We start from the raw sequence: 22,906 nt of genomic DNA, 5'->3' as shown, positions 1-22,906 counted from the left end.
GGTGTTTTTTCATCTGGTTCAGTCCTTGTCATTGTAAAATCCAGGAGGTTATGAAACTATGATTTGGAACAATTACTAGGATTATAACATATGATGAAAGCCTTAGAGAGTGTGAGCTAGCTGAGAATATTAGGAAACCAAAACAACGGCACCAGACCTGTTAGTGGATTTGGTTCATCCTGATCACCAAAGTGTTTCCCATCTGATTTTTACCCGAGGAGGAATAGGCAGTTCTTCATTCACCATTAAAGAGTACTATGCATATACTCCAATAGTATCAAATAAACTATTTAATTAATAATCTATTTAGTGGAAATTACATTTTTACTAGGATGTCATAAAGGGTGAATTGTATGAGGTTTATGTTTAAACGGGCAGCAAGTGAGGACTTGCAGAACGATTTAAATAATGTCTTGGATATTCTCAATTCAGGATATTTAATATTCATTGATTTATTATTTTGGGCTCTGTTGTTAACCATTTTCACAACCCCATCACACAGATCCTTCTTACTCGCCGTTATTATATATGTCAGTTACTATGTATTTGGTATCAGTATATTTTTAATACTGCGAGGCTTGTTCAAGGACTAGCCTTGGTTTCCCTTTAGTGATTAAAGTGGATAATGGAGTAGATTGAAAGAGGATTGCAGACGTTTATGCACTCCTCTTTTTTTTAACTGAAAAAGACCTGCTCCATACGGGTCTAACTAATCTATTTTCAATAAAATTAATCAGGTCATCCATTTAGGTGGAGTATTTTTAGCCCAATTTATGACACCTAAATCATGGTGTGCTTGAAATTGGTCATGATTTGTATGATAGTGAAAGTTAAACACATATTCTTCCTGTGGAGGGTGGTCCCTTCTTACATGAAACCGGATAACATCTTTCCGCGTTTGATTGTCCATAATATGGAATATTCTTTCGGATACCCCGCCGCTTGGAACTTCACTAACAATTAATTGACTCAAATCTTCATCTGGATACTGCGATGCAACTTCGGCAATCGCCTTTTCCATATTCGGTAAAATCAGTTCTTTAAATTCATCTTGAATGACCGGTTTAATTCTTGAACCGAACTTCTCAAATGAGTGCTCTTCGGCTGCTTTTATCATTTCATTCATAAACTTATCTCTCTCAGTAACAACTTCTGTCTCAAAATACTCTTCAGCTATGGTAGGATTGGTTTCATATGTATCCCGTTTCGCCTGTTTGTTTTCATTAGGAGGATCAGTCAATAATGCTTGTGGCGTTACCAGTCCAAATGTTGCAATCGTTACAAGTACCAATAGGGATTTCCGAAGCCATTTTGGCATTTGATCTCATCTCCTTTTTTCTCCCGTGTAGAGAGTTAATGAATACAAAAAAGAATTCTTATTCATTATTGTACTATATTTTACTCTATTACTACGAGTAAAAAGATAGGATGGTTTCATTTTTTTCATGTAGTGCGAATAAAAATGATATGAAATGAAACGTTAAAGTAATAGGCTGTTTCTTTCAATTAAATTAAAGTTAGGAGGTCATAAAATGGATTGGTCCATAACGATATCCATTGGAATGATTTTGTTGATGGGATATTTTATCTATCTTTCATATGCAGATTAATGATTGTAATGAGAGCTAGTTCATATCTACTTCTCTAAAATACCATAATGGAACTTAGCTGTTTTTCTAATTGACACATGAAAGCCAAATTGCTTGAATCGATCACTGCGGAAATGATCTTTTAAAACAACACGATCAGCTGCTACCCGATATGCGTGGAAGATCGTTTCCTCCGTGAGAGACTCGTAAACAGCCAGTTTTTTAATTCCTTTAATTCCATTTGACTCGGATATATTTTCTTCAAACATTGGATCGAAATAAACGCAATCATAGTAATTAGAAGGGAGACCCTTTAATACCTGCAAAGCAAGTTGGGACTTTACTTCGATTCGTTTCATGGCTGCTACTATTGATTGATCTCCATCATCCCATGTTTGTAATCCTGTTTTCATGAGATAGGCAAGAAAGCGGTTGCCTTCACAGCCGGTAACAACCCCTTTTTCACCGACGATAAAGCTTGCTGTGATGCTGTCAGATCCAAGGCCCAATGTACAGTCAAGCAGTTTCTTTTCCAATGACAAATTACAGGCTTCAATAAAAGGATCCTTTTCACCATTTTGCAAGCGTTTAATTCTAAACATTGCCGAGTTTGGATGGAAAAAGCAAGGTTCATGCTCACCAAGAGGAAATAATTCCAATCTTTCTTTTCCTACAACAAGGCAATCCTCTTGCACTTCTTTTTGGACAGCTTGAATTGAGCGTTTCTTTCTGGGAATATAAGGTACCTTTAACATTCTCGCCGTATTTTCGGCAAGCTGAATCATTTCAGTATTTGTTCTGCCGGCAGTTGTAACAATCATGTGAAACAATCCTTTCATTCATTACCATCCATTACTATAAATAAAAAGGGTGCATTTGCACCCTTTTTATTTTAACAGTTGTTCGCTAATGCTGTCTGGATATTTTCCATAATCACTTCAAGTGGCTGTCCTTCAATATCATGGCGATGAATGAAGTGAACAACCTCTTTTCCCTTTAATAAGGCCATTGAAGGTGAGGATGGCGGAATATCGCCAAAAAACTCACGCATTTTAGCAGTTGCTTCTTTATCCTGACCTGCAAAAACAGTTACCAAATGATCTGGTTTTTTCTCACTCTCTGCAACGGCAGCAGTTGCTGCCGGACGAGCTAACCCTGCTGCACATCCGCAAACAGAGTTGACGACAACAAGTGTTGTTCCCTCTACATTTTCAAAAAATTGCTCAACGTCATCAGCTGTTTCTAATTCTTTAAAACCAGATTGCACTAATTCTTCGCGCATTGGTTTTACCATCTGTCTCATATATTCTTCATAGGCCATTGACATAATTCCCATTCCTCCTCATTTTTTCAATATAAGCATACTATAAAATATGAATAACAGGCAATGTTATCCTTTTTAAAATAGAACTGTTAAAGGCGATTCAGATGCGTAATATTTCAGTTACTATATCGTACTCTTTAAAAAAACCTTTTGAAATACTTATATTCTATTTATCCAATCTTGCATCCGTCATTTGCTTCCATACAGATCCTTTTGCTTCTTCTCCTTGCTCAATCCGTTCAATTGCAAGCTTTATTTGCAAGCTTACCTCAAATTCCTGGTCATTCTCTGCCGCTTTTAAGGCCGGCAAGGCTTTTTCATTACCTACTTCATATAAAAACATTGCAGCACGCCAACGAACTAGCTTACTTTCATCCTTTAGCGCTTCCATCATGGCATTCATTGCTTCAATATACCCTAAATCTGATAACGTATCACCAGCCGTCCGCCTTACTGTAACACTTTTGTCTTTCAATGCTTTATAAAGATGAGGCAGTACGCTTTTATCTTCTATCATGCCGAAATACACAACAGCAAGTCTTCTGATCGAAGCCTTTTCATCACCTAATGCTTTTTCAAGAAGTGGGATATCTTCTACTTTAGGATCCTCCATTTGCTCTAATAACTGATAACGAATTCTCCAGTCTGCTACAGAAAAATCTGAGATCTGCAATTTTCTTTTATTTCGGCCCTGCTTTTCTTGTTGACCTTGGGGATTAATGGCTGCCTCCACTAATAGTTGCAAGCGGTCATTTGGATAAGCAGCAAGTATTTCCTCAACAATAATTTCCCCTACTGCTGCTACGTCCCCATAACGATTACCGTAATCCTTCCACCTGCGCTCCATAACCACATTATCACCAGGAAGCTGTACCTTTTTAACAGATTCAACAAACTGATTTGGTAATCCGATTCGTTTTTCATCTTGTCCGTCGGACAGTTTCACCTGCATAGGAATTCCTTTATACATTTGAACCTGGACTTTGATTTCACCAAAATGATCATTGATTGTTGTATGATTTGTAGCTTTCTCAACAACTTCTCCAAAAGCAAGCCTAACCTTTTGTAAAATATCCTTCCAATCAAATTTTGCATTACGTTCAACAGCTAAAAAGTCTGCTACATGGTAGACACCCTTTATCCCATCTATTTGCAAAATTTCCTTAATAACACTCGGAGCACCCTCAATTTGATCTTTTTTATAATTATTGCTTCTACCCATTGGCAATTCTTGATCAAGAATAATTTTCATGGTATTAGGGCTTGGTGTTGGTTCGATTGATTTAATATTCAATCCCATCATCCTTTACAGCATATTCATATTGTTATACATATTATTCTACCATACGGAAATTCGCTATAAAAATAAACAGCCTGACATGATAATCAGGCTGCTTCCTTTTACTGATATTCTATAATTGTTCCGCCAATTCCGTTAAATAGGTCCATCTTTCTATTAAATATTCCAGTCTTTCATTTAACTCCGTTTCCTCATTAGCCAGTTTTTGTGCTTTTTCAAAATCGCTCCCGGTACTATTTAGCTCAACGGAGATTTCTTCTAGTCTGCTTTCTACTGCAGCGATATCATCTTCAATCGTTTCAAACTCCTTTTGTTCCTTATATGACATCCTTTTTTTCTTTTGCTTTTCCTGAACCTTTACTTCCTTTTGTTCCTCTTTTTTCTTATCTGGTTTTTGCGTTTGCTTTTCGAGAAAATCTGAGTAGTTCCCATAAAAGGTATCGACTTTGCCTTCACCTTCTAAAACAATAAGCTGCTCAGCCACTTTATCAAGAAAATATCGATCATGGGATACTGTAATGACAACGCCTAAAAAGTCCTCTAAATAATCCTCTAAAACCGTTAGAGTTTGTGTATCTAGATCGTTTGTCGGCTCATCCAGCAGTAGAACATTCGGCTCCAGCATCAATATTTTCAACAAATACAATCTTCTCTTTTCTCCCCCTGAAAGCTTACGGATTGGTGTACCGTGTGAGTAAGAAGGAAATAGGAAACGTTCGAGCATTTGCGAAGCGGATATTGTTTTTCCATCTGTCGTATGGATGACTTGGGCAGTTTCACTTAAATACTCAATCATTCGTTTATTTTCATCCATATCCTCGCTTTCCTGAGTGTAATAGGCAACGTTTACCGTCTGCCCAATTATACGCTCCCCTGAATCAAGTGGGGTTTTTCCAGCCAAGATATTTAACAGTGTGGATTTACCTGTACCATTATTGCCAATAATACCAATTCGATCTCCAGGCTTCACAAGCAAATTAAAATGATCAATAATTGTTTGATTATCAAAATTCTTCGTAGCATCCCTCAGCTCAAAAACCTGTTTTCCAAGTCTGCTTCCTTTTAGAGAAATATCAAGCTTATCACTTGTTTTTACTGCTGAAAGCTCCTCATCCAACTGTTCAAATCGCTGAATTCTTGCCTTCTGCTTAGTCGTTCGTGCTTTTGCACCTCTGCGGATCCATTCAAGCTCCTGTCTGAAGAGATTCTTTTGCTTATCGATGGTTGCCGCTTCATTCTCTTCACGGATGGCTTTCGCTTCAAGGAAAGCAGCATAATTACCTTTATAGCTGTACAGCTTGCCACCATCAAGTTCAAAAATACGATTTGTCACTGCATCAAGAAAATATCGGTCATGTGTCACAAGTAGAATCGCACCGTGATAGCGGCTTAAATATTCCTCAAGCCATTTCACGGATTCAAAATCAAGATGATTGGTTGGCTCGTCCAATATCAATAAATCTGGAGATTGAATTAATACTTGAGCAAGTGCCACTCGCTTCTTTTGGCCCCCCGATAGAGCTTCGATTTTTTTATTAAAATCTTCAATTCCTAGCTTTGTTAAAATCGTTTTTGCATTTGTACTTACATCCCAAGCATTGAATGTATCCATTTCCTTTTGCAATTGAAAAAGTTTTCCCTGAAGCTCTTTATTCTCAGGCTGTTCAGTTAATTGCATCAGGGTTATTTCATAATTCTTAAGCAATCGGAAGATAGGACCTTCACCCTCAAATATTTGCTCAAGAACCGACAAATTTGGATTTAATTCCGGCTGCTGAGCAAGGTATGAAATTTGATAATCCTTTGCATAGATAAATTCACCTTCATCGGGTAAATCAATGCCAGCTATTAGCTTAAGTAATGAAGACTTGCCTGTTCCATTTACTCCAATAAGACCAACACGTTCTTTTTCAGAAATGACGAATGAAATATCTTGAAATAAAGTTTTTTCTCCATATGTTTTGGTTACATGTTCAATCGAAATTGTTTTCATTTGGACCATTCCAATCATTGAATATTAATATATGTTAGTTCATCTATTATAACAGATAACAAAAGGCAGGAGTTAACACCCCTGCCTTTTGTATCATTCTATTAATTAATTACTCTCATAACACGGCCATTAAAGGTTTGTGCCCAGTAGCCACTTGTCATATTGGCAATTGCTACACCGGTGGAGCTTTGGGATCCGATGAATTTACCGCCCCCAATATAAATTCCAACATGACCGTCTGTTTTATAAGTATTAAAGAATACCATATCGCCTGGACGCATTTCGCTCGCAGATACTCGTGTACCTGTGTTTTTCAATACTTCTGTGCTGGCACCCACTTTAACACCTGCCTGAGCAAAAGCCCAAGATACAAAACCAGAACAGTCAAAACGACCATTAGCTATATCAGATGCAGTTCTTCCTCCGCCAAAAACATAGACAGAATTACCAATATATTTGTTACCTGCATTAATTACTGTCGAAATACCACCTGAACCGCTGACAGCAGCGGAACTATCAGCTTCAGCAGCTGAACTTCCATTGCTGGCAGTTGTTCCGGTTGCAGCCGTATTATCACTTACACTGCTGCTATTCTTAACAGCCAAAGCAGCTGCAGTTAATTCTGCTATCTGCTGCTTATAACCCTCGATATCTGCTAATTTAGCACTCTCTTTGGAGTCTAGCTGCGCCCTTAAAGCTTCGTTTTGCGCCTTTTGCTCTTCGGTATGCATTTGCATTCCTTCAAGCTCCGTCTTTTGGTTAGTCAAATCAGCTAGTTTTTTCTCTACTGATGCCTGCATGATTTCTAATTCTTTTTTATCATTTTCATGATCCTCGATAATTCCTTGATCCGCTTCGACAATTGTCGCAACTGCTCCAACTCTATCAATAAAGTCACTGAAACTTGAAGAACCAAGAATTACTTCTAAATAGCTTAATTGACCGCCGTTCTCTTGGAACGAAACAGCACGTTCCTTTAGGATTTCTGTCCGGCTTGCGATCCTTTCTTCGAATACAGCAATTTCACTATTTAGACGATCAATTTCTGCCTGAGTTTCAGCTAATTGGATATTTGCTTCTTCAATTTTAATCGTGTTATCCTTTATCGCTTGTTCCATCCGCGCAATTTGTGCTTCTAAATCAACTTTTTGCGCTTGAATACTGCTTAGCTCATTTTGTGCATCAGAAATTTCGGTGTTAATACTATCAATAGTATTTGCTTTTACTGCCGGTACGGCTAGTAAACTTCCCATTCCAAGCATAAAAGTGGTACTGAGGGTTACTAGTTTTGTCTTCACTACGAAAATCCTCCCTGCGCTCTGCAGTCAAACCTTTACATTAATTATGTAATATCAGTTAACTCACTTAGTTAATTATGTACAAAACCTATGTATAAAAGATTTAACGCTTCCATTTAATTGATTTATATATTGCTGCTCTTATTAATCTCGCAGTCTTTTTTTATAACAGTGCTAGTATAGCATCATATCGTATCAGTTATGTAATAGGAATATTACAATTATATTTCAATTTCTACTTTTTTCGACATAGTTCGCAAAATTCAAAAGGCTTAATCTATTGCGACTAAGCCCCCTCCTGTCAAATGCTTGTAATATATATGACATTATCCTGATTTAGTGAAAAACGAACCGTAATGTAATTACAAAATCCCTTCCAATCTTTCGAGTGTCAAAAGCATATAATCTGTCATAACCAGTAAATCGTCAATCTGATCTTCGGAAATTAATCGATTAAATGAAATTTGAGCGATTAACCTTCCTTTTTGTTCAAGTACAAGGGGTTCATAGCAGTAGATTAATGTAATTATTCGTTCAGTTCCCCAAATTTGCTTTAAAATCGCTTCGACTTCTTTCATTATGGACTTCTCGTGTACTTGATCAAACAAAAATTCAATTGTAACCATACACCCTGTATGCTTGTTTGATTGAAGAGAAGGTAATAGCTCTGCCGTTAGATTTTCTATAGATGCAAGTAAAGAAAATCTACAAATCACATTTGGATTTGGCAATGCCAATTGAATAGAAAGATCATATGTTCGAGATAGTTTGGCCGTGTTTATACCGTCATTCCTATCTACAATCTTTATTTCTCCATTTAAGTCTTTGTCATAAAAGCAGCCTTCCATCACAACTCTCATATTTTCAAATGCTGTTGGATCAAACATAAAAATCCCCACCTTTACTCATTAATTATGATAATTATAAAATTTCTTATTACTTGAACGATTAAGATTGCGACATTGAATAAAGGTTATTATAATGAATTTATTGAAAAAAAGGAAAAGAGGGATGGTTCCTTGCCAATAAAAATACCTAAACGATTACCAGCGCGGGAAATTCTTGAAAACGAAAATATCTTTATTATGGACGATGAGCGCGCAAGCCAACAAGATATTCGTCCATTAAATATAGTCATTTTAAACTTAATGCCTGAAAAAGAAAAAACTGAAACACAGTTGCTTAGATTGCTTGGAAATACTCCGTTACAGGTGAATATTTCTTTCCTTAAAACCGCAACGTATGAATCTAAAAATACGAGTCCCATGCATTTAGATCAGTTCTACACAACATTTGCTACAATTAAAGATCGAAAATTTGACGGGATGATTATTACTGGCGCGCCTGTCGAAATGATGCCTTTTGAAAATGTTGAATATTGGGATGAACTAATTGAAATTATGAAGTGGACAAAAACTAATGTGACATCCACATTACATATATGCTGGGGAGCCCAAGCAGCATTATTTTATCACTTTGATATTGATAAGTTTGAGCTACCGGAAAAATGTTCGGGAATCTACTCGCATATCATAAATGATCATTCAGAGAAATTATTACGTGGCTTTGATGATGTTTTTGTTGCACCGCACTCGAGATATACAGATGTTGCTATTGAAGATTTGGAAAACTGTACTGATATAAAAATATTGTCCTCCTCGCCTGAAGCGGGTCCATTTATCATGTGTGCAAATGGAGGCAAGCAAATAATGGTTACAGGGCATTTAGAATACGACGCCCAAACGTTAGCAGAGGAATATGAACGTGATTGTAAACGGGGAATTGACATTAGAGTACCGGAAAACTACTTTCCTGATGATAACTCTGAAAATCAACCGTTAAATCGCTGGCGTTCCCATGCGCATCTGTTATTTTCTAACTGGCTTAATTACTATGTTTACCAGGAAACACCATTCGAGTGGAATTGAAAAGGTAAGAAGCCTTTAAGCCGTCTCTAAATAAACCCCTTGATTTTGTACTGAAATCAAGGGGTTTATTTCACGTTAGCCTATTGAATTAGATTGCTTATAATAGACCTCTTCAAACGGCTGAATAACTACAAAACCTTGTCCGGAGAATTTCATTTGTATTGACTCGCCGCTCCCTCTGCCGATAAAGGTTTTGAAAGAAATATCAGTAACAAATTCATGCTGGAGGCTGCCAGACCATGCTACAGTCGCATTGGGATCTGTAAAAACGGGATTATTAGGGGTAACTAGCAGTGTGAGTGGTTCATAATGGGAAGTTATGGCAACCAAACCTTTTCCTTCAAGTTTTACATTAAATAAACCACCCGACAACATTCCTGCGATTTTCTTCATCAATTTAATATCCCAATTGATCGATGGTTCAAAGGCCAACAGATCATTTCCATTAACGACCAAGGACTCTCCCTGTAATTGAAGAATCGAAACTTTCTTACCTTGGTCGGCAACATACAATTTCCCCTGCCCGGTTGCCTTCATTAAAGAAGTTCCTTCGCCTGTTAGCGTTTTTTTAAACATTTTTCCTAACCCATGCTCAAAGACACCTTCCCTCTCAAATTTAATATTTCCTCGATAAGATACCATGGCACCCGCCTTTGTCCATATTTTATCTATTAAATTGATTTCCAGTAGCCTTGGTGTTTCCAGTTCAAAAAGCCCTTCCCCTTTATCCTGTTGTTTTGTTTCATTAACAAATTCTTGTATCGAGTACCTATCCATACTAACGCGTCCCTTCACAAAGAATTCTCAATGACAAATGGTATATACTTTCTCATTGTTATATATTCTTTATTCATGCAGCTATCCCTTTTATTATCCTTGTGTTCACTTTTTTTCAGAACTTCATTACTATCCTTATGTCCAGCTATAGCTTATTTATTTAAGTGTACAAAATTTATTTATCAAACAAATCGAATATATTAAATTTGATTATTAGTGCCCATTCCCATCCAAGAGGTGAGTATGATGAAAAAAAGAGCATTTATTACGGTACCGATTAGTATTTTGCTTATTGCAGTAATCGTTACTTCCTTCTTCTTATTAAATATTAAGCCTGATACTTCGAAAATCTCTCAAGCTCAAAAATTATCGGAATACTCGAAACCAGCCGTTGTTCGAATAATTGATTATGCTATTGTAGATTGGCAGTTTTACGACTTTTACACCGATGTTGGCCTCGAAGTCGATGCCATCCTCCAGCAATTAAATTATCAAACGATTGTCGGTGGCTCCGGCTCTGGAGCAATCATTAGCCCTAACGGCTATGTTGTCACAAATGCGCATGTCGTAGAAACCTCTCAGATGGAAGATGTAGATATTGCAACAGCCGGATTAGAGCAATTGGCAACAATTGTGGCAGACTATTACCAAGAGGATTATAGTATTGCCTATGAATATTTATGGAATTTCCTTGAATACACGACCGTCACAAGAGTACAAAAAGTTGTATTACCTGGTGGAGACATTCTTGATGGCGAAGTAAAAAGCTATGGCGCTCCTTTTAATGAAGGAAAGGATGTAGCTGTTTTGAAAATTGAAGGAAAGAACCTCCCTACACTGCCGCTCGGCGATTCAGAAACGATTGAAGATCAAAATAACATTTGGGTTATTGGCTATCCAGGCGCAGCAGACTCAGAGCTACTTTCACCTGATTCAGCCCTGGAATCTTCTATGAATGCAGGACAGATTACCGCTACCTCCAAAACACTTGAGCAAGGCGGAAGCTCTGTGATTCAAATAGATGCTGCTGCCACACATGGTAACAGTGGCGGACCAGTTATTAATGACAAAGGAGAGATTATTGGTTTACTTACATTTGGTCCTGAAGTTCAAGGATTTAATTTCGCTATTCCAGTTAATACCGCTAAAGAATTTGTCAATCAAGCAGGTGCCAAAAATACAAGGAGCAGTACAGATACACTATTTAAGGAAGGATTGGAACTCTATTGGGGCGGCTACTACAAGGATGCTTTAGAAAAATTCGAAGCAGTTCAAAGAATTTATCCGAACCACTCAGAAATCAAACAATACATTACTAATTCTGAGAAAAAAGCAGATGAGAGTAAAATCCTCTGGTCTGAATATAAGTTACTGTTCTATATTATTAATGGTGTGCTAGCTTTAGTGATTATTTTCTTAATGATTTTCACCTTCGTCCTTAAACCAAAATCAGCTGCAGCATCAACTGGTTCTTCAACTCTATCTGATAACCTCCCTGATTTAAATAGAGATGGGAAAATTGATATGGAAGATGTAATGCTTGCTCTGAAAAAACAACAGGATGAAGAGAAGAAAAACAAATAATCTCGTTTTTAGTAAACGTCCCAAGTTCCTTTCCGTGTTCTTGGGACGTTATTTTTAGAAACTAGTATAAAAATATTTTTCAGCTAAAATCCTTTAATTAGGAATAAGCACATCCTTGGACGAGTATTTGTAATATACATATGTTTCACTACTCTTTTTCCTTTTGTGAATGTTTAGCAGCTATTTTGACCAACATAATGTAATGAAAAACAAAATGGACTGGAGGAGTATTATGGCTGAACAATTAGTAGCGATACAACGCAATTATTTTGGAGATATCATTAGTTTTCAAACATCTACGGGACGAGTCATTTCCTATCGGAAAGCTATTCAAGAAGCTGAGGAAGGAATGATTGATGGTGTTACTATTAACGAAGGTCATGATGGAAGCAGCTATCTAACTCCAGGTATGATTAGTTCTTTTGATGAGTATCCTATATTTTAATGTAACCCTAGTTGATTAGATACAGAAAATCCACCTTGCACTTTTCAGCAAGGTGGATTTTTAGATTATTGTTGTTGATGTTCTTCATTTTTTATTTGTATTTTTCGTAACTCTTGAATTCGCTTCTCATCTTCTTCAAAAAATTGAACCAAATCAACAATTCGATCAATCGATTCCCAGCTTAAATGATGTTCTATTCCTTCAACATCCTCATATATCGTATCTTCTTTTACACCAATAACCCGTAAAAATTGTTCAAGAAGTTCATGACGATATACTAAACGCTGTCCTATTTTCTTTCCCTTTGATGTCAGACTCAAGCCTCTGTATTTTTCATATATTAGGTAGTTATCTTTGTCTAACTTTTGGACCATTTTTGTCACGGAAGAGGGATGTACTGATAAATTCTCAGCAATATCAGATACTCGTGCATAGCCTTTTTCTTCTATTAAAAGATAAATCTGCTCTATATAATCTTCCATACTAGGTGTAGGCAACAATTTTCCCCTCCAAATAAGAACCAAGACTTCAACGAAGTAAAAATGTTTTATTTCGTTTGAAGCAGTAAAAAGAAGTGTTCACTTCATATTCTTTAAAATGGCTCAGTCTATCATAAATATTACTATAGAAATGGAAGTGAAACAAGGATTATTCCAAATTGTTGGGTTAGAGCAAAATTCTTTTAATACAATTCTCCACTATTCACTTTTATCCTCTTGCATTAAATATCGTTCTTCATGGCTGGGAAACAATTTTAGCTTAACAGCTTCCTCCCGGTGATTGGTAAAGATCTCTTCTACAATCTCACGTGTGGATTTCCCGTCTGTCTGGATTCCTAATTTCTTTGCCCCTTCGATAATTCTTTTTTCCCGGACCTCATGGGCAAGCTGATGAAGTTTTTTACCTTCAGTAGTAATGCCCAATTCATTCGCTTCCTTTATTATTGAAGCTTTATGTACTTCATGTGATAGATCTGTTATATCTTTCCCTTCAGTTGCAATTCCGAGTTCCCTTGCTTTATTCTTTATCATCGTTTCTCTTACTTCCTGTGCTATTTGCTGGGAGTCTTTCCTTTCAGTTGCAATTCCAAGCTCTTTCGCTTTCTTCTTAATAAATACTTCCCTTACCTCTTTCGCTAACGTGTCCATATCTTTCTCATTTGTATCAATTCCTAAAGCTTTTGCCTGCTTGACTATATAGACTGCCTTGATTTCCTTTAAAAGTGTTTCTGCATCTTTACCGTCTGTCTTAATACCCAGTTCTTCTGCGCGTTTTTTTATAAACTCACTATTATGTTTTAATTTATCGCTATGGTTTGCTTTTTGATTGATACTCGCACTTTCAGTATTATCCATTGCACTAGCCTGCTGGTATCCTATTGTTATACCAGCGGATATGATCAACAACATTAACATCTTTTTCATCTGTAAATCCTCCTAAAATTTGGTTTTGTTTACAGATGATAGAATGCCCAGAAAATATGAAAAAATTATGAACAGAAATTGAAAAATTAGAGAAAAGCGGAAACTTTTCTCCAATTACTTTTAGGCTTCACTTGATAATGTATTATCTATTTTAAGTTTTTCTCTATTTCCGTAAAATCACAATCTCTTTCTTGAAAAAAAAACAAAGCTATGGTAAGTTGGCAGAAACTGTCGTTTACCATAGCTCGCAATGATTACTACTCTTTTTTTGCTTTATCCGCTTTTCGTTTTTTTACTCTTTCAAGCTCATTTTCAATTTCATCAGTAGACAACCTATCAAGCTTGTCCAACGCAGTTGAACAGGTTGTATTTGCTAAGCACATATTGGCTTTTGACATTGCTTCATAATGATGAATTTGATTCTCTATTCTGGCAAACCCTCTAGCAGCTTTTTCAGGCATATTCGTTAGTAATGTTTTACCCAATTCACTTGAAACCTTTGCCATATTTGCACGCGATAGCAGAAACAGCTTTTTATGTTGCAATTCTTCATACTTCTCTTTCAGCTTATCGAGCTGTTCACACATCATTTGTGTTTGAGCTTGAATCGATTCATATTGTTGTCGGTAGGAATTTAATTTTTCTTCCTGTTTTATTCGATCTGCAATCGCTAATTTTGCTATTTCATCTTCATTCTGATCTACAGCAAGCTCTGTTTGGCGATTTCTTTTAACAATTAATTGAACAGTCTTTTCAATCATTTTTTCGTATTTGTTTTCAATATACAGCTGTGCCGCTAAAGCATGATGTGCTTTAGCCATATCATTTTGAAGCTCCCGCAAATATGATTTTAGCATGCTTTCTGGATCTTCCAATTTATCAAGTGCCATATGAATATCAGCTACTACTATATCCTTTATTCTTTTATAGATTCCCATTATGACCTTTTTCCTCCTTACGAACCATCTTCTCCCATTCATCAAGAAAGTCCTTTGCAGGATTTTCTATATCCGCATGAAAACCCGCTAAATCTGCCAATGTTAAATCCTCTATAGATGAATCCTGTGCCCTTATGCTTTTATATAATAGATAGAAAATCACAAGAATTATTGGTAGTGCCAAAAGATTAGGCAATAACCATAATACGCCTAATGAAAGAAGAATCACTCCGGTAATCTTCAGACTCTTCGTCAGTTTCCCAAATCCTATCAACAATGCCCCAACTGTAATAAAAACGAGCTTGTAGATAAAAGTCAGCCATTCAAATCCCAGAGTAGGGACAGCATTCCTCACATAAACATGCCGGACTTCATAAACAGGTCTGAACTCCTGGTGATGAAAATGTGGTCCACCCTGTATAGAATATGCAGCTGCACTATGGTCACCAGTTAGACCGATCAACCCGATAATAAATAGCATAAGCATAGGTAATAAATAAAAAATAGTCTTCATCACTGTCTTCACACATATCACCCCCTCTTTTTTTATTGAATTAAACCCTTGTTTGATGCTTATCTTCATCATAAAAAGAAGTTATGACGAAACTATTAACAAAATTTTAATAGACAAGGAAGATTCCTTGAATTATTTTCAACAGGGTAATCATTACACAGAAAAAAGCTGCATAAAGTCCATGCAGCTTTTTTCTTAACCTTGCAAATGCTTAACTGGAAAACGAATAACAAATTTCGTTCCCATTCCTTTTTCACTAAAAACATCAATTTTCCCATCATGAAGCTGTACTAATTTCTTTACAATCGAAAGTCCTAACCCGAATTCACCATATGGATTCGTGGTTCTAGACAGATCAGCTTTATAAAAACGACGCCAAATATTTTCTACATCCTCTGGGTCAATTCCAATTCCGGTATCTTGTATTTCTATGATTGTTTCCTCAAAGACAGCTTTCCCACTTAACATAATTGTACCATTTTCTGTGAATTGGATACTGTTTTTGGTAATATTTATGAGGATCTGGACCAATCTGTCATAATCCGCATAAATCATAACATTGTGCTCCACATTTACAACGATTTCATTATTTTTCTTCTCAGCGAGGATATCTAATTGATCTTTTATGATTTCCAGCACATCTAGAAGCTCTATATTACTTTTTTGCAGTTTCACCTGATTGGAGCGAATTTTTTCATAATCAAGATTCTCATTGACCAGTCTGATTAAACGATTTGTTTCCTTACTGATCAATTTAATGCTTCTATCCTTCTCTTCCTCAGGAATCATATTATTTTTTATCCCTTGAATTACCCCATTTATCGTTGTTAATGGCGTCCGTAGTTCATGGGATACGTCTGCCATAAATTGACGTCTTCTGTTTTCAAGACTCTCAATCTCTTCATTCGATTCATTCAATTTTTGCACCATTTCATTGAAATCCTCTGCCAATTCACCAATTTCATCAAAATTAGAGGCTGGAAGCTTTACACTGTAATCACCAGCTGATACTAATGATGTTGCTTCTTGAAGCCGCTTAATCCGTTTCACATGAACCTTTGATAATACCCAGCTTAACATGATTGCCACAAAAAGCGCAGCAACAACTGCATACCATAGATATTGATTAATTTGAGAAATCATCTCTCTCAAACCGCTAATGGGAGATGTGAGTAAAATACCTCCAATGAACGTACCATTCTGCATATATGGTAACAATACAAACGTAACAGCCTGATCAAACCTATTGTTTTCCTGTTTCACAGTAACTGTCTGCCCCGCACGGATTTTATTCCACTCTTCATCCTTTAAAATAATTCGACCACCGGTAGGATAGACAATTCTTCGACTTTCATCAAAAATCATGTATTGTATGTTCCTGCCGCTTAAGACATGATTATATTCATTTAACACCAGATTGCCGCTATCCCTGCTCCGCTGGAGGTCATGGATGATATTTTCACCATACTCTGCTAATTCATCTGCTTTATTGGTATAGACCAATGTTTCAACATAATGCGTAAACAAGATGCTTAAGACTATAAAAGCTACAACAAGGATGCTGATATGACTAATAATTTGCTGATAAATATACTTAATTTTCATTGGTCGTTACAACCTCATCAAACTTATAACCTACCCCCCAAACGGTATGAAAAAATGGCTGATTTGGTGTCCCAACTTTTTTACGCAGCCTTTTTATATGTACGTCAACCGTACGTTCATCTCCATAAAATTCATAGCCCCAAACATGCTCAAGCAGCTGTTCTCTTGAAAACACCTGTTTTGGATGCTGAGCAAAATAATATAAAAGATCAAATTCCTTTGGAGTTAAGTTAGCGACGGCCTCTCCGTTAAGGATTACTTCTCTCGTGTCTTTGTTGATTTGAAAATGATTTGTTTTTAACGTTCCATTTTCCTCAGAACCCTGACGATTCGAACGATAACGACGTGTCACAGCTTTTATCCGTGCCATTAAGGCTAAGGGGCTGAAGGGCTTTGTCACATAATCATCAGCACCCATTTCCAGTCCTAGCACTTGATCCGATTCACTGTCTTTCGCTGTCAGCATAATAATGGGTACAGAGCTTTTTTCTTCTCTAATCTTTCGGCAAATCGTCATGCCATCCATCCCAGGAAGCATCCAATCAATGATGATTGCATCCCATTCACCGGTTTTATACCGATTATAACCTTCTAAACCATCAGCGATAAACTCACCTTTGATCCCTTCCTTAATAAAAAACATCTCTAACATCGAAGCAACACTTTCATTATCTTCTATAACTAAAATTTTCATTTACTCCATCTCCTACTATCCGTACAAATGATTTACTATGTAATCAACTTTAAACGAAATCCGTTATTAATCAACTATCTTGTATATTCTTCCCTGATTCTTACAGATTTCGTAATGATTTGGTCATAATTTCTTCATATTCTATTAATAGGAGACATAAAGTCTCAAACTAAATAATATAGATCAAAAGCAAAAAAGGAAGCAATATGCTTCCTTTTTATTTCATTATATTAAGTCTGCTTTACTAAGCACTCTTTCAATTTTCCCAACTCTTGCTCCACTTCAACATCAAGTAAGCTAGGTAGTTCTTTATAATTGTCTAAGGTGGCTTTGCTTAAAAGGTATTGATTGGCGGAAGCCTTTGCTTCCATCTCTACGATTTTATCCTCTATACGTGAAAATCCGTATAAGGCATTTTCAGAATTAAGAGAAATCAGTGATTGTCCAAAAGTATCTGATGCTTGCGCAGCTGCTGCTCTTGATAGTAGCGTTAATTTCCGGTTCGATAATTCTTCATATTTTTCCTTCATCCTATTTAACTGCTGAACTAGAGCTTCTGTTTGGTTTTTAACGGAATCTAGTTGTGATTGGTAGGAGGTTAATTTCTTCTCTAGATTAATCTTTTCCTCGATCGCCATTTTCGCCAGCTCTTCTTCATTTTGGCTGATAGCGAGCTCAGCCTGACTGGCTCTTTTTTCGATTGTTTCGTTTGTCTCTGCAATTAGAGCTTCATATTTTTTCACCACAAACATTTGATTAGCTAAAGAATTCTTTCCTTTTTGGATTTCCTTTTCAAGTTCTCTTAAGTATTGTTTTAACATCTTTATTGGATCCTCTACTTTGTCTAATCTATTGTGTAGATCAGCTGAAGCAATATCTTTCATTCTTTTAAAAATGCCCATAATATTAGGTTCCTCCTTAACGAACTGTGTTTTCCCATTTTTCGAGAATGGCAGAATAATTTTGCCTATCCTCCTGTAACAATGATTCACTTGATACTTTCTGTTTTTGCTTTCTATGATTTATTTTATTACATGTATACCCTATTAACGCAGCCAAAAGGATCAGCGGAATGGTAAGGTTGCTTGGTAGTAATGATATGCTTACGGTCATGATTAGCCCCGCCCCTACCCATTTTCCAATGTGTTTTGTTTGTATCAACATATATAATCCGATTAGGATTAATATTACTTTTCCAATTAGTCTAGCTATAGAAATTCCTAAATCAATATATGAATTGACTAGTTGCCAGCTATCCCCATATTGAAATGAATAAAACCAGCTGCCGGCCATCTGAATCCATGCTGCTGATTTATAGCCTAAAGCAAAGGCAATCACAATTGCAGCAAAAACCAATAACGAACGTAACCTCCTCAAACTCTCACCCCCTTTCACAGAAATGCGGAATCGGCTTGGTCAGATTATTACAAGCTTTTGCTGTTACTTGTCAGCGTTAATTGGATCGTCTTTTTTTCACCACCGCGATAAATGCTTAAGGATACCTTATCGCCGACCTCTAAATTACTATATAAATATTTTCTTAAATCAACAGAGTTTGTTACTTTTGTATCATTAATAGAAACGATAACATCCTGTACTTGGAGCCCCGCCTTTGCAGCCGCTGAGTCTGGGTCAATACTTGTTACCATTGCACCGCCTTGAACATCATTAGGAAGGCTTTGCTTATACATTTGTGGAATTTCTTCAAGACTCGCTAACCCAACTCCAATATATGGGCGTTCAACTTTTCCATTTCTCATAATTTCGTTAATGATAGGGACTAGGTCATTACTTGGAATCGCAAACCCTAGTCCTTCTACACCATCTTCTGCAATTTTTAAACTATTCATCCCAATCACCTGTCCGGAAGTGTTTACTAAAGCACCGCCACTATTCCCTGGATTAATAGCTGCATCTGTTTGAATAACGTTTAATTCCCAATTTCCTGCAGACGTTGATACAGAAACCGAACGGTCCACGGCGCTGACAATCCCCTGTGTTACCGTATTAGATAAATCCAAACCAAGAGGGTTTCCAATTGCAAGTACTGTGTCACCTGCTCTTAATGTACTTGAATCTCCAAATTCCAAGGATTTTTCTGCATATTTCGCATCGATTTTTAACACCGCTATATCTGTCAGAGGATCCGCACCTATTAGCTCTGCTGTTGTTTGCTCTCCGCCATAAACAGTGATAGCAAGTTCCTCTGCATCTTCAATCACATGATTATTTGTCACAATAAATGCACTGTTGCCATCAATCTTATAAATAACTCCGGTACCTGATCCACTTTCGACTGCCTCTGAATCATTGATATTAGCACCATTAGGGAAGCGATTAGATTGAGTTTGTTTATTTACAATTCCAACAATCGATTTTGAAGCTTCTTCAACCATATTTGCAATGTTTCCCTGAGAATTATTCATTGCTGCAGTTTTTTGTACTGTTATCCCCTCTGAAGTAGAACGAGCATTTCCCGGTTGCTCTGAAAGCTGGGACACTTTCGTCTCCACATTTGAATATATATTTTCAAGATAGTCAGTATGAGGGATAATGGTAATTGTCAGAACAGAGCCGATAATGCCTCCTGCAACGGTATTCATAAAACCTTTTAATCTAGCCTTTCCTTGTTTACGTTTTTTTTCCTCTGTCTCCACTGGCCATGGGTTTAATTGATTAAAATTGTCCATATGCATTTCCTCCTTTTTCCCTTTTCCCTCGTGGCTATTTCACGAGAGTTCATAACCTTCTTCCCTTAAATTCATCATAATTTGTAAATATGACTAAATTATTAACAAATTTTTAAGAAGGAAGGAAAAATAGTGAATAAATAGGAAAACGAGCAAGCTTATCAGCCTGCTCGTCTTGTTCCTCAAAAATAAAGTCCTATTGAGGATTCGTCTTTTTCGAACGTTTTTTATTTGCTTTTGATTTTATAATTGCAATAAAAAATACAATTAACGGCAATAGAAAAAAAAAGGTAACAGAATAGGGTGTCCATGTTTCGTACATATAATTCTTTATGTAGATTGTATTAGGAAAACTAACCATGGAATAAACCAGTAAAATAAATCCCAACGGAAATATAAATGGTTTGTAATCATTCAATTTTAAGATTTGGGAGACTCCAAGTACGAGTACAAAAAAATTTATTGAAAATTTAAAGAAAATAGTAAACACCCAGCTTATTGCCACAAACACTTCAATTCTTTCTAAAAAGTTTCCAATTCTAATCTTCTTTCCAAGTATATAGGTCGGATACATATTTCTGGCAGTAAAGTCATCCCCTAAAACAGCTAGACACATGGCAGTTATAATGGTTATGACTAAACCTCCAAAGATGACTCCAATAAAGAATCCCTTTCTTGCTTTTGATATGTTATTGACATATGGCAAAATCATTAAAAAAACAACTAATTGACTATATGGATTGCTTACATGGACAATAACCCCACCAATTATAGGACCAAATCCTTTTGCCAAATTTGGTTGTAAATTTTGCAACTCCATCACTGGAATAAGAAAAAGAATAAGAAGAATCAAAAGCGTTGCTGTCCATGGGAAGAATATTTCACAGGTTCTTGAAATCACCTCCAGTCCCTTTCGTATGACATAAATGGTTGTAATCAAAAAAAGTATATGAATAGCATGGATGGGTGTATCGACCATAACCTGTGTGATAAAAAAGTCACCTAAATCCCTTAGGATGCCAATTTCCATCACGAATACAGTAAATAAAAATAGAATGGAAAAGCCACTGCCAATCCATTTTCCAAAAACGAGTTTATTTATTTCAATAAAAGTCTTATCTGGATAAACAGTGGAAATATTGACGTACAATAAAATGAAAACGAGTCCAATTAATAATACCAGGAATGATGTTATCCATGAATTACTCCGTGAAATAGATGTAAGCGTAGATGGCATAACAAGGACAGAGCTACCAATTGTATACATCAGAACTAATACAGTAAATTGAGACACACTTATTTTCACTTTTTCCACCGGTTACCCCTCCTTTTTATTGGATTAGAGAGTTTATAAATCAGGGAATTTTATCACTCTTTAAATTGTCTAATATACGAGGATAATGGATCTGAAATCGGTCGATAGACCTCTGCAATAAACTCCAAGGGGTTTCCTAACTCTATACGCAGCACCCAAGCAATGCAGACAATGGTTCCAAATAATAAAGTAATAAAAAATACAGCTTTTTCTTTTCTTTTCCAGCTTTGTCTAATATGGTCTTTTTCCAATAGAACTGCAATTAATGCTGCAGCTATAACCCAAATAATACCCCACATCTTACTCTTCCTTTTGGAATGATTCAGTTATCGTACCTGTTCTTCTAATTTTAATATCTACTTCTACATCTATATCCAGTTTTGTAAATTCTTCATCCCAGCCATGTTTTAATTCTTCCCACCTTTTTGCATCTGTCCTTCCTAATGCTTCACCGAAACCAAATATATCAGATTTCATCTTCTTGGCCTTTTCAATGCTTTTTAAAATAATTGTTTCTGTTTTTTTATTAAACTGTTTTTCCAAATCAGTTATAGCCTCTGTGTTAGCTATATCAACGGGACATTCTACATCGGCAATATCTGCTTCTGTCGTAACCTGAATCTTTATTTTAGGAGTATTATTCTCAAACAGCCCTTTCATATCTGTTTTACTTCGTACCGTTTCAATCGTAACTGTCCCACCCCCGTCACATTCGATATACCCTACCGTGGTTGAAATATTGTCTGTTATATAATTAAACCCTTTACTTTCACTTTCATCCAGCCAGCCAATTAATTTATCATCCTTTAATATTCCAATAAAATCAGTTTTAATCGTAACAGGTGCTTGTACACTTTCAAGGTTCTCTTTTTTATTTCCATTTTCCGGATCACCCAAGACTTCAAGCCCGCTCATTACAGGCTGTTTACCTTCACTAATGAGAGAACTGACCAGTTCATCTAACAGCACGATTTTAGTTGGTGCCCAATTTTTTTCGGCTGATTCAATGGATGAAAATATTTTATTTGCTGATATTTTTTCCAACGGTGTTAATATTTTTATTTGATCTTCTGCTTTCATCTTTTTGGCGATTACAATGACAAAGTCGGTCCGCATGTTATGGTCCCTTGATAAAAAATCTAATGGTTTCCTTATCCCTGCTTTGACTGTTTCTTCACCAAAAATAACGACTCTTAAATGAGAAAAATAAGGTTTCCTGGGTGTTAAAGTTGTTAATTTCCGGATTGCTTCCATTACTGTTCTTCCTTCGGCAGTGTAAACAGACATCCCTAAATCTTGACCACCCGTTTTAGCTGCAATCGCTCCCGGATTAACAATTTGTATCGAAATTCGGTAGCCATCCTGTGTCCTATCAATCCCCATGGCTGTTACAATCGCTATTTCTGACAGTTCTTTTGAACTCCAACATCCTGTCAAACCAATAATGATTAGTAAAGTAATAATGATAGGAGCTATTTTTTTCATATA

At 36.4% G+C, this 22,906-nt stretch carries 23 protein-coding genes; 3 read left to right on the top strand and 20 right to left on the bottom strand.

What is annotated here, in order from left to right; translation table 11 throughout:
* Window positions 1-733 precede the first annotated feature (733 nt).
* From ACHUFV_RS00785 to ACHUFV_RS00755, 7 genes are all read right to left on the bottom strand, one after another.
* Window positions 734-1,318: a YpjP family protein gene (locus ACHUFV_RS00785; protein WP_394231522.1), complete on the bottom strand. Its 585-nt coding sequence runs from the start codon at window positions 1,316-1,318 to the stop codon at window positions 734-736.
* Between the two features lie 318 nt (window positions 1,319-1,636).
* Window positions 1,637-2,410: a class I SAM-dependent methyltransferase gene (locus ACHUFV_RS00780; RefSeq protein ID WP_394231520.1), complete on the bottom strand. Its 774-nt coding sequence runs from the start codon at window positions 2,408-2,410 to the stop codon at window positions 1,637-1,639.
* Window positions 2,411-2,481: 71 nt separating this feature from the next.
* Window positions 2,482-2,916, bottom strand: coding sequence for a BrxA/BrxB family bacilliredoxin (locus ACHUFV_RS00775; protein ID WP_394231518.1), 435 nt, complete (start codon window positions 2,914-2,916; stop codon window positions 2,482-2,484).
* 163 nt (window positions 2,917-3,079) lie between these two features.
* Complete coding sequence (locus ACHUFV_RS00770) at window positions 3,080-4,207, bottom strand: conserved virulence factor C family protein (RefSeq protein WP_394231516.1); 1,128 nt, start codon at window positions 4,205-4,207, stop codon at window positions 3,080-3,082.
* Window positions 4,208-4,325: 118 nt separating this feature from the next.
* On the bottom strand, window positions 4,326-6,206 hold the full coding sequence (locus ACHUFV_RS00765; RefSeq protein WP_394231514.1) for an ABC-F family ATP-binding cassette domain-containing protein: 1,881 nt from the start codon (window positions 6,204-6,206) through the stop codon (window positions 4,326-4,328).
* Between the two features lie 101 nt (window positions 6,207-6,307).
* Complete coding sequence (locus tag ACHUFV_RS00760; RefSeq protein ID WP_394231512.1) at window positions 6,308-7,504, bottom strand: coiled-coil domain-containing protein; 1,197 nt, start codon at window positions 7,502-7,504, stop codon at window positions 6,308-6,310.
* A gap of 362 nt (window positions 7,505-7,866) precedes the next feature.
* Window positions 7,867-8,391 (bottom strand): hypothetical protein, encoded by a 525-nt coding sequence (locus ACHUFV_RS00755; protein WP_394231511.1) that lies wholly within the window; start codon window positions 8,389-8,391, stop codon window positions 7,867-7,869.
* 132 nt (window positions 8,392-8,523) lie between these two features.
* Between ACHUFV_RS00755 and metA the strand changes: the two genes are divergently transcribed.
* A complete protein-coding gene (gene metA / locus ACHUFV_RS00750) occupies window positions 8,524-9,432 on the top strand; it encodes a homoserine O-acetyltransferase MetA (protein WP_394233331.1) in 909 nt (302 codons plus the stop codon).
* A 75-nt stretch (window positions 9,433-9,507) separates the two neighbouring features.
* Here the strand turns inward: metA and ACHUFV_RS00745 are convergent, their stop codons facing one another.
* Window positions 9,508-10,209, bottom strand: a complete 702-nt coding sequence (locus ACHUFV_RS00745; protein WP_394231509.1) for an AIM24 family protein — start codon at window positions 10,207-10,209, stop codon at window positions 9,508-9,510.
* Between the two features lie 246 nt (window positions 10,210-10,455).
* Between ACHUFV_RS00745 and ACHUFV_RS00740 the strand changes: the two genes are divergently transcribed.
* Both ACHUFV_RS00740 and ACHUFV_RS00735 read left to right on the top strand, forming a co-directional pair.
* Window positions 10,456-11,793: a S1C family serine protease gene (locus ACHUFV_RS00740; RefSeq protein ID WP_394231507.1), complete on the top strand. Its 1,338-nt coding sequence runs from the start codon at window positions 10,456-10,458 to the stop codon at window positions 11,791-11,793.
* A 232-nt stretch (window positions 11,794-12,025) separates the two neighbouring features.
* Complete coding sequence (locus ACHUFV_RS00735) at window positions 12,026-12,238, top strand: DUF3892 domain-containing protein (RefSeq protein WP_394231505.1); 213 nt, start codon at window positions 12,026-12,028, stop codon at window positions 12,236-12,238.
* Between the two features lie 65 nt (window positions 12,239-12,303).
* Here the strand turns inward: ACHUFV_RS00735 and mntR are convergent, their stop codons facing one another.
* From mntR to ACHUFV_RS00675, 12 genes are all read right to left on the bottom strand, one after another.
* Window positions 12,304-12,735 (bottom strand): transcriptional regulator MntR, encoded by a 432-nt coding sequence (mntR, locus tag ACHUFV_RS00730; RefSeq protein ID WP_394231503.1) that lies wholly within the window; start codon window positions 12,733-12,735, stop codon window positions 12,304-12,306.
* A gap of 201 nt (window positions 12,736-12,936) precedes the next feature.
* Window positions 12,937-13,662: a hypothetical protein gene (locus ACHUFV_RS00725; protein WP_394231502.1), complete on the bottom strand. Its 726-nt coding sequence runs from the start codon at window positions 13,660-13,662 to the stop codon at window positions 12,937-12,939.
* 257 nt (window positions 13,663-13,919) lie between these two features.
* Window positions 13,920-14,600 carry a PspA/IM30 family protein gene (locus ACHUFV_RS00720; RefSeq protein WP_394231500.1) on the bottom strand — a complete coding sequence of 227 codons (681 nt, stop codon included), beginning with the start codon at window positions 14,598-14,600 and terminating at the stop codon, window positions 13,920-13,922.
* Window positions 14,587-15,126, bottom strand: coding sequence for a hypothetical protein (locus ACHUFV_RS00715; protein ID WP_394231498.1), 540 nt, complete (start codon window positions 15,124-15,126; stop codon window positions 14,587-14,589). The genes ACHUFV_RS00720 and ACHUFV_RS00715 overlap by 14 nt, the downstream gene beginning before the upstream one ends.
* Before the next feature lie 183 nt (window positions 15,127-15,309).
* Window positions 15,310-16,719, bottom strand: coding sequence for a sensor histidine kinase (locus ACHUFV_RS00710; RefSeq protein ID WP_394231496.1), 1,410 nt, complete (start codon window positions 16,717-16,719; stop codon window positions 15,310-15,312).
* Window positions 16,709-17,413 (bottom strand): winged helix-turn-helix domain-containing protein, encoded by a 705-nt coding sequence (locus ACHUFV_RS00705; RefSeq protein WP_394231494.1) that lies wholly within the window; start codon window positions 17,411-17,413, stop codon window positions 16,709-16,711. The genes ACHUFV_RS00710 and ACHUFV_RS00705 overlap by 11 nt, the downstream gene beginning before the upstream one ends.
* A 230-nt stretch (window positions 17,414-17,643) precedes the next feature.
* Window positions 17,644-18,315 carry a PspA/IM30 family protein gene (locus ACHUFV_RS00700; RefSeq protein ID WP_394231492.1) on the bottom strand — a complete coding sequence of 224 codons (672 nt, stop codon included), beginning with the start codon at window positions 18,313-18,315 and terminating at the stop codon, window positions 17,644-17,646.
* A gap of 16 nt (window positions 18,316-18,331) precedes the next feature.
* The gene (locus tag ACHUFV_RS00695) at window positions 18,332-18,790 is read right to left on the bottom strand and encodes a hypothetical protein (RefSeq protein ID WP_394231491.1); all 459 of its coding nucleotides are present in this window, start codon (window positions 18,788-18,790) and stop codon (window positions 18,332-18,334) included.
* 47 nt (window positions 18,791-18,837) lie between these two features.
* On the bottom strand, window positions 18,838-20,103 hold the full coding sequence (locus ACHUFV_RS00690) for a S1C family serine protease (RefSeq protein ID WP_394231489.1): 1,266 nt from the start codon (window positions 20,101-20,103) through the stop codon (window positions 18,838-18,840).
* A 196-nt stretch (window positions 20,104-20,299) separates the two neighbouring features.
* Window positions 20,300-21,418, bottom strand: coding sequence for a GerAB/ArcD/ProY family transporter (locus ACHUFV_RS00685; protein WP_394231487.1), 1,119 nt, complete (start codon window positions 21,416-21,418; stop codon window positions 20,300-20,302).
* Window positions 21,419-21,471: 53 nt separating this feature from the next.
* A complete protein-coding gene (locus tag ACHUFV_RS00680) occupies window positions 21,472-21,717 on the bottom strand; it encodes a hypothetical protein (RefSeq protein ID WP_394231485.1) in 246 nt (81 codons plus the stop codon).
* Between the two features lies 1 nt (window position 21,718).
* The gene (locus ACHUFV_RS00675; protein ID WP_394231483.1) at window positions 21,719-22,903 is read right to left on the bottom strand and encodes a Ger(x)C family spore germination protein; all 1,185 of its coding nucleotides are present in this window, start codon (window positions 22,901-22,903) and stop codon (window positions 21,719-21,721) included.
* Between the last annotated feature and the right edge of the window lie 3 nt (window positions 22,904-22,906).

Origin of the sequence: Niallia oryzisoli (genome assembly GCF_043641075.1) — a bacterium.
GTDB lineage: Bacteria > Bacillota > Bacilli > Bacillales > Cytobacillaceae > Bacillus_BD > Bacillus_BD oryzisoli_A.
The sequence above is the reverse complement of the archived record's forward strand: the minus strand, read 5'-3'. Positions and strand labels throughout refer to the sequence as shown.

Excerpts from the sequence above, each read along its gene's own strand:
- ACHUFV_RS00785 (WP_394231522.1), bottom strand. The coding sequence starts at position 1,318 with ATGCCAAAATGGCTTCGGAAATCCCTATTGGTACTTGTAACGATTGCA.
- ACHUFV_RS00780 (WP_394231520.1), bottom strand. The coding sequence starts at position 2,410 with ATGATTGTTACAACTGCCGGCAGAACAAATACTGAAATGATTCAGCTT.
- ACHUFV_RS00775 (WP_394231518.1), bottom strand. The coding sequence starts at position 2,916 with ATGTCAATGGCCTATGAAGAATATATGAGACAGATGGTAAAACCAATG.
- ACHUFV_RS00765 (WP_394231514.1), bottom strand. The coding sequence starts at position 6,206 with ATGAAAACAATTTCGATTGAACATGTAACCAAAACATATGGAGAAAAA.
- ACHUFV_RS00755 (WP_394231511.1), bottom strand. The coding sequence starts at position 8,391 with ATGTTTGATCCAACAGCATTTGAAAATATGAGAGTTGTGATGGAAGGC.
- ACHUFV_RS00745 (WP_394231509.1), bottom strand. The coding sequence starts at position 10,209 with ATGGATAGGTACTCGATACAAGAATTTGTTAATGAAACAAAACAACAG.
- ACHUFV_RS00740 (WP_394231507.1), top strand. The coding sequence starts at position 10,456 with ATGAAAAAAAGAGCATTTATTACGGTACCGATTAGTATTTTGCTTATT.
- ACHUFV_RS00735 (WP_394231505.1), top strand. The coding sequence starts at position 12,026 with ATGGCTGAACAATTAGTAGCGATACAACGCAATTATTTTGGAGATATC.
- ACHUFV_RS00725 (WP_394231502.1), bottom strand. The coding sequence starts at position 13,662 with ATGAAAAAGATGTTAATGTTGTTGATCATATCCGCTGGTATAACAATA.
- ACHUFV_RS00720 (WP_394231500.1), bottom strand. The coding sequence starts at position 14,600 with ATGGGAATCTATAAAAGAATAAAGGATATAGTAGTAGCTGATATTCAT.
- ACHUFV_RS00710 (WP_394231496.1), bottom strand. The coding sequence starts at position 16,719 with ATGAAAATTAAGTATATTTATCAGCAAATTATTAGTCATATCAGCATC.
- ACHUFV_RS00705 (WP_394231494.1), bottom strand. The coding sequence starts at position 17,413 with ATGAAAATTTTAGTTATAGAAGATAATGAAAGTGTTGCTTCGATGTTA.
- ACHUFV_RS00700 (WP_394231492.1), bottom strand. The coding sequence starts at position 18,315 with ATGGGCATTTTTAAAAGAATGAAAGATATTGCTTCAGCTGATCTACAC.
- ACHUFV_RS00690 (WP_394231489.1), bottom strand. The coding sequence starts at position 20,103 with ATGGACAATTTTAATCAATTAAACCCATGGCCAGTGGAGACAGAGGAA.
- ACHUFV_RS00680 (WP_394231485.1), bottom strand. The coding sequence starts at position 21,717 with ATGTGGGGTATTATTTGGGTTATAGCTGCAGCATTAATTGCAGTTCTA.
- ACHUFV_RS00675 (WP_394231483.1), bottom strand. The coding sequence starts at position 22,903 with ATGAAAAAAATAGCTCCTATCATTATTACTTTACTAATCATTATTGGT.